The sequence below is a fragment of the Vibrio sp. 03_296 genome, from assembly GCF_002265885.1.
In genome coordinates, this window is record NZ_NPKW01000286.1 from 1 (window position 1) to 1,651 (window position 1,651).

The 1,651-nt window shown below is 47.7% G+C and carries 1 protein-coding gene and 2 pseudogenes; all 3 read right to left on the reverse strand.

The genetic code is table 11. From position 1 onward, the window contains the following. Positions 1–145: 145 nt before the first annotated feature. Entirely contained in the window at positions 146–712 is a 567-nt protein-coding gene (gene rlmM, locus CIK04_RS24040; protein ID WP_325205764.1) for a 23S rRNA (cytidine(2498)-2'-O)-methyltransferase RlmM, read from the reverse strand. Between the two features lie 48 nt (positions 713–760). Next, positions 761–1,165, reverse strand: a pseudogene (locus tag CIK04_RS24045) (DUF423 domain-containing protein). Next, positions 1,155–1,651 (reverse strand): annotated as a pseudogene (locus CIK04_RS24050) (alpha/beta family hydrolase); the annotation flags it as partial. The pseudogenes CIK04_RS24050 and CIK04_RS24045, both read right to left, overlap by 11 nt.

The window sequence follows — 1,651 nt, forward strand, 5'->3', positions numbered from 1 at the left end:
TTTCCATCAAGCTATCTGCCATCATGCCGTTGTCCACACAGTGAACAAACATAGAGCGCTGTACCAACTGATAGGTCCATCCACCAGGACAAGCACYAAATCCAACCGCCCACTCGCCCGAAAGACAAACGCGTAATCCCACTCTTCACGCGGAATACAACACATGAAAGCTTCTTCCAACTTCAAACGTTGAGCGGCTTGGCGCATCGGCCGGGAATTTTAAACGTGGAATGCCCATAAAGAAGCGCGAATTATTGWGCGAATAAGAATAACCAGCAAAGACAGTGGCCTGACGCAACAAAGCAAAGGTTGGAATCACAGGCTTCTTCACATTTTCTTTCGCCAACAATAAGCCTTTACCACGCAATGCTTGGCGCATTGGCACGGTAAACTTACGGCAGAACTTCAACAGCTCTTTTGCTTCGTTGGTATCTGGCGTTTCAATACGCAAATCGCCACAAACCGGGAACGTGTCCATCTCACCCAGCTCCGAAAGGATTGGGCTAATGCGATCTTCACTCGGCAGTTCGGTAAACTCTGCTGCAACCGCAAACATTTGACGTGCAAAAATCAGCGCGTTGAAGTCCAGTTCGCGTGCCAGTTTATCGGCATCCCCTTCTTGGTAACATTCGAACAGAACATACCCTGCGTTTTTGAACACACGTGGAAAACCATAAACCTCTAACTGAGTCGCTTTGTCCTGAATTTTCACCAGCACACTCTTTTTCAAAGCCCTACGATCAATAGAGCATTAATTGTTTCACTGAGATACCTCGTTCGTTTTTAAAGCTGCCAACATCAACATTATCCAACCAATAATAAACAGTAAGCCTCCCATCAGGAGTTATCGGGCCAAACCATTTTAATTGCCAGTTAACTGCGAGGGCGTATAAGCTGCCGCTAAAGCAAAAGATGCCGATGATAAAACAAATTGCCGCGCGGAAAAATWATTTTTGTCGCTTTCTCTCCAGTCGGCAAAGAGAGCAGAACGGCGCATAGGGCGATGGCGAGGGTATCGCAAAAACTGATACATCACGCCCGTCTCAAACACACCTAACAGATATGGCGACAATTGGCTTTTGAGTCCGTGAGCGGCAAACGCGCCAAGTGCGACCGCCGATGCGCCTGAGAAACCAACAAAAGTGAGCAGCCACTTACTTTTCATCGTCAACTCCTTTAATAAAAGCGCACAGCTGCTCAATCGCCAACTGCACATTGCCTACTTCTGTATGGCCAGAACTTTTTCTCGGTTTAAAACTGTGATCGCCATCGGGCAAAAACGCCAAACGCACCATTGAGGAAAACATCAAATGACTGACACTCATTTTGAGTGCCAAACGTGTCTCGCTCACCTTGCAAAATCAACGTCGGTTTACTCAATGTTTGTAAGTGCTCACCTTTGAACTTTTCAGGCTTACCGGGAGGATGAAACGGAAAACCTAAACAGGCAATCCCTTTCACGAGGGGATGCTCCGACAACAAACTCGCCATGCGTCCGCCCATCGACTTACCCCAATAACTCACGGGTTTATCGGTCACGGATGCTATCACTTCAGAAAAGGCTTCCAGCAATTTCGGCGCGCGATCCGGTGGGCGTTTTTGCCATCTTCTAGCTCGTTTGGCCATATAAGGGAATTGAACGCACCACACG